Annotated in this window: 4 protein-coding genes; 2 read left to right on the top strand and 2 right to left on the bottom strand. The window is 63.4% G+C overall.

Annotated features, from left to right (window positions below; genetic code table 11):
• The coding region (locus tag ACESMD_RS05865; protein ID WP_372611216.1) for a threonine ammonia-lyase at positions 1-1,059 on the top strand (1,059 nt) is incomplete at its 5' end.
• 376 nt (positions 1,060-1,435) lie between these two features.
• Complete coding sequence (gene glpK / locus ACESMD_RS05870; protein ID WP_372611218.1) at positions 1,436-2,941, top strand: glycerol kinase GlpK; 1,506 nt, start codon at positions 1,436-1,438, stop codon at positions 2,939-2,941.
• Positions 2,942-3,022: 81 nt separating this feature from the next.
• On the opposite strand, the gene ACESMD_RS05875 is transcribed toward glpK, so the two are convergent.
• Both ACESMD_RS05875 and ACESMD_RS05880 read right to left on the bottom strand, forming a co-directional pair.
• Positions 3,023-3,505, bottom strand: coding sequence for a phosphatidylglycerophosphatase A (locus tag ACESMD_RS05875; RefSeq protein ID WP_372611220.1), 483 nt, complete (start codon positions 3,503-3,505; stop codon positions 3,023-3,025).
• Complete coding sequence (locus tag ACESMD_RS05880; RefSeq protein ID WP_372611222.1) at positions 3,502-4,227, bottom strand: tellurite resistance TerB family protein; 726 nt, start codon at positions 4,225-4,227, stop codon at positions 3,502-3,504. Before ACESMD_RS05880 ends, ACESMD_RS05875 begins: the two co-directional genes overlap by 4 nt.
• Positions 4,228-4,599: the final 372 nt, after the last annotated feature.

Consider the following 4,599-nt stretch of genomic DNA (forward strand, 5'->3'; position numbering starts at 1 on the left):
GAGCGAGCCCGGGGCGTGATCGCCATGTCGGCAGGCAACCATGCCCAGGCGGTGGCCTATCACGCGGCCCGGCTGGGCATCCACGCCACCATCGTCATGCCCAGGCACACGCCAAACCTCAAGGTACGCAACACCCGCCACCTCGGTGCTGAGGTGCATCTGTTCGGTGACGGCGTGGCAGAAGCCGGCGACTATGCCCGCCGCCTGGCCGAGGAGCGCGACCTCGTCTTCGTGCATCCCTACGACGATGAGCGTGTCATTGCTGGCCAGGGCACCATCGCCCTGGAAATGCTCGAGGACGAACCCGAGCTCGACTGCCTGGTGATTCCCATCGGTGGCGGTGGCCTGATCGCCGGCAATGCCGTGGCCGCCAGGTCAATCAAGCCCGACATCGAGGTGATCGGTGTGCAGACCAGCCGCTTCCCCTCAATGAAGCAGGCGCTCGCCGGCGAAACCATCCACTGCAGCCTGGCCACGCTGGCGGAAGGCATCGCCGTCAAGCAGCCCGGCAAGCTGACCCTGCCGATCATCCGCGAGCGGGTCAGTGATATCGTACTGGTGGACGAAGCCGAGATCGAACGCGCCATCCTGATGCTGCTCGAAATCGAGAAGACCGTTGCCGAGGGCGCCGGTGCCGCCGGTCTCGCCGCCCTGCTCACCGATCCGCTACGTTACCGCGGTCGCCGTGTCGGCCTGATCCTGTGTGGCGGCAACATCGACATGCTCGCCCTCTCCTCGGTGATCCAGCGCGGCCTGGTGCGCTCGGGCCGCATCGTCAGGGTACGGGTGGGCATTTCCGATATACCGGGGTCACTTGCCGAGTTCACCCGATTGCTCGCCGAACAGGGGGCCAATGTCATGCAGATAGCCCACCAGCGCACCTTCACCGACCTGTCGCTGCGTGCCACCGAGGTGGAAGCCACCCTCGAGACCCTGGGCAGCGACCACACCCGCGAGGTCATCGAGGCGCTGCGTGCCGATGGCTACGACCCGGTGATGCCCGCCAACGAAGTCCACCCGGACGAGCGTTGGGCCGAGAGGCCCGCAAGGCATGGCTGAGCGGTTCCCGTAGCGGTCTGAATTCAAGTAATAAAGGCAGCACCTGCCTTCGGGATAAATCTGAGCGAGGTGGAATAAGCTATCAAAAAATGTTGTATCTAGAACTTTTCGTGCCTATATTCCTCCAATCTATGTTCGAATTCGAGCATTATTTGCTGGCAGACCCGCGATCAGCCCGAATCATCGACACTCAGTGTCGACCGTCAGGCATTGACCGCTTCGAGATGTTGACAGGTTGGAATCAACCCGCGAACCCGATAGCAGATGGCCATTGCGATGTTTCAGATACAACACTAATGTTCGATAACGAAAAATGCCGGGCGACGCTTAACCCACACAACAAGAACCCATCCGGACATTCCACAGGAGACACCCCATGGAAAAACAATACATCCTGTCCCTCGATCAAGGCACCACCAGCTGCCGCGCCATCCTCTTCGACCGCGATGCCCGGATCGTCGGCATCGCCCAGAAGGAATTCAGGCAGCATTACCCGACGCCCGGCTGGGTGGAACACGATGCCATGGAGATCTGGGGCAGCCAGATGGGGGTGGCGCGCGAGGTCCTCGAAACCCAGGGAATCAAGCCCACCGAGGTAGCGGCCATCGGCATCACCAACCAGCGCGAGACCACCGTGGTGTGGGACCGCCACACCGGAAAACCCGTCCACAACGCCATCGTCTGGCAGGATCGTCGCACCGCACCCTTATGTGACGACTTGAAGGAACGCGGCCTGGAGGCCTACATCCGCGAGACCACTGGCCTGGTGGCGGATGCGTATTTCTCCGGCACCAAGATCCGCTGGCTCCTCGACAATGTCGAAGGGGCCTGCGAGAAGGCCGAGCGTGGTGATCTGCTGTTCGGCACCATGGACACCTGGCTGACGTGGAACCTGACCCGCGGCGAATGCCATGTGACCGATGTCAGCAACGCCTCGCGTACCCTGCTCTACAATATCCGCTCCCTGGAGTGGGACCAGCGCATGCTCGACGAGCTGGGCATCCCGGTCTCCATGCTGCCCGAGGTACGGCCCTCCAGCGAGGTCTATGGCACCACCGGCGCCGAGATGTTCGGCGGTGCGCGCATCCCCATCGCCGGCATTGCCGGTGACCAGCAGGCCGCGCTGTTCGGCCAGACCTGCTTCGAGAAGGGGATGGTCAAGAACACCTATGGGACCGGCTGTTTCCTGCTGATGAACACCGGCGAGTCGCCCGTGATGTCCAAGTCCGGCCTGCTCACTACCATCGCCTGGGGGGTGGACGGCAAGGTGGAATACGCCCTGGAGGGGGCCATCTTCATCGCCGGGGCGGCGATACAGTGGCTACGCGACGAGCTCAAGCTCATCGACTCGGCCGAGGATTCTGAGTACTACGCCGGCAAGGTGGACGACGCCGGCGGCGTCTATATGGTGCCGGCCTTCGCCGGACTGGGGGCACCCTACTGGGACATGTATGCGCGTGGCGCGATCTTCGGGCTGACCCGCGGAACCCGCAAGGAGCATATCACCCGGGCGACCCTGGACTCGCTGGCCTACCAGACCAAGGATGTCATCGATGCCATGCAGGCCGACTCCGGCATCACTCTGAAGTCGCTTAGAGTGGATGGCGGTGCCGTGGCTAACAATGTCATGATGCAGTTCCAGGCCGACATGCTGGGCGTCAACGTCGAACGTCCCCTGCTCACCGAGACCACAGCCCTGGGAGCGGCTTACCTGGCCGGCATTGCCGTAGGACTGTGGACCAAGGAAGAGGTGGCCGACAAGGGCAGGATAGAGCGCACCTTCGAGCCCCAGATGGAGGCCGAAGAACGCAAGCGGCTCTACAAGGGCTGGAAGAAGGCGGTCCGCCGCACCATGAACTGGGAGCGTGACGAGGACGAATAACCGCCCCAGGTTCCCAGACTGATCGCTGATCCCATGGCCCCTGTCAGGGGCTGTCGATGGACTATTGGCGGAGCGAACGGCTCAGGCCCGGCGCGCGTGCCAGCGCCGCCAGAGCAGCAGACAGACCACCAACACCAGCCAGGTGTAGAGGGCGGCAACGGTATCATCGAGCATGATGCCAAGCCCGCCACCCAGGGACTCCAGCTGGTTGATCGGCGGCGGCTTGGTGATATCGAAGAACCGGTAGATCACGAAGACGCCCGCCATCGCCCAGGGTCGGCGAAGGGCTGCCAGGCCCAGCACCGCAACCGGAAAGGCCAGGAACTCGTCGGCCACTATCGACTGGACATCGCCGCCGCCCAGAGCCGCCGAGGCGACATGGCAAACCGGCACACCGATGACCAGCAACATGGCCGAGACCCCGAGTTGCACCTGCCGAGAGCGGCCCAGTATCCACCAGGCCAGGGGAAGCCCCAGCAGCGAGCCGACGGTTCCCGGGGCCCAGGGCAAATGCCCAAGGCCGAAACCGGTGGCAATCCATACCGTCAGGGTTTCCATGCTCATCCGGCCTCGCGGGCCTGACGCTCGAGTTCCTCGACCATGCCGGTATCCAGGGTCAGGGCCTGGGCCAGTTGATCGAGCCAGGCGCGCTCCATGGGATTCTGCTCATCCACCACCGCCACGCTGATCAGATAGATCTCCCGGGCCGCCTGAGGGGAGTCCGCCGCGCGGGCCAGCTTCGTTGCATCCAGGGGCGCGGAAAGCTGGCGCTCCACCCACTGGTGAAGTTCCGCATCGGCACCGAGACTATCGATCTGTTCCCCGATCAGGGCCTGTTCGGACGCATCGATGTGCCCGTCGGCCCGAGCGGCCCAGATCATCGCCTGCAACAGCTCCAGGCTGCGCTGCTCACTCGCCTGACCGCTCAATCGCTCCACCGGCTCGCCCACCGAGGCGCTGTCATCGCCTTGCTGGCGAGAATTCTGCCAGGCCTTCCACGCCAAGACCCCCACACCGGCCAGGGCGCCGTATTTCAATGCCTTGCCACCCAGCTTTCGGCCACGCTTGGAACCGACCAGCAGGCCCAGTGCCCCGCCGCCCAACAAGCTCTTCACATCCAGCCCAGAGCCGCCCTGCTGGCCGCTCCCTGACTGGCCACCACTCGACTGACCTCCTCCCAACTGCCGGGAAAGCCCATCGAGCAGCCCCTTGAGGTCCCCGCCACCCGGACTCGACTTGCCACCGGCCTGCTGCATCAACTGCTGAAGAATCCTGCTGGCATTCATGTGCTTCTCCCTGACGTCATATAAGGTGGTTGCCCTTGCCACAGGAGCCTCTGCGGTAGCCGAGGCTCTGGACGGTCAAACCGGCGAGTTGGACCTACAGGCGATTAGCATGTTCCTTCACCCTATGCCGTAGGTAATCTGACAGGGCGGTTATCCCCAGCCAAACCGCCGAAGTCACCCCGAATACGGCACGCGGTGCGTTCCGATTCTGGCTGCCATCCTCACACTGGTCGCTGGAAGGGGCTCGATGAACCGGGCTGGTGGCCACTCACTGCAGCGCGGTCCACAATTTTGGCGTCACTTACTACCGGGAGTTTCTCCGATGACAGAGTACCGCTTCGACCCCTTGATCCATGAGTTCGTGATGGATGA

Source organism: Halomonas sp., assembly GCF_041689495.1.
Lineage (GTDB): Bacteria > Pseudomonadota > Gammaproteobacteria > Pseudomonadales > Halomonadaceae > Halomonas.

Excerpts from the sequence above, each read along its gene's own strand:
- ACESMD_RS05880 (WP_372611222.1), bottom strand. The coding sequence starts at position 4,227 with ATGAATGCCAGCAGGATTCTTCAGCAGTTGATGCAGCAGGCCGGTGGC.
- ACESMD_RS05875 (WP_372611220.1), bottom strand. The coding sequence starts at position 3,505 with ATGAGCATGGAAACCCTGACGGTATGGATTGCCACCGGTTTCGGCCTT.
- glpK (WP_372611218.1), top strand. The coding sequence starts at position 1,436 with ATGGAAAAACAATACATCCTGTCCCTCGATCAAGGCACCACCAGCTGC.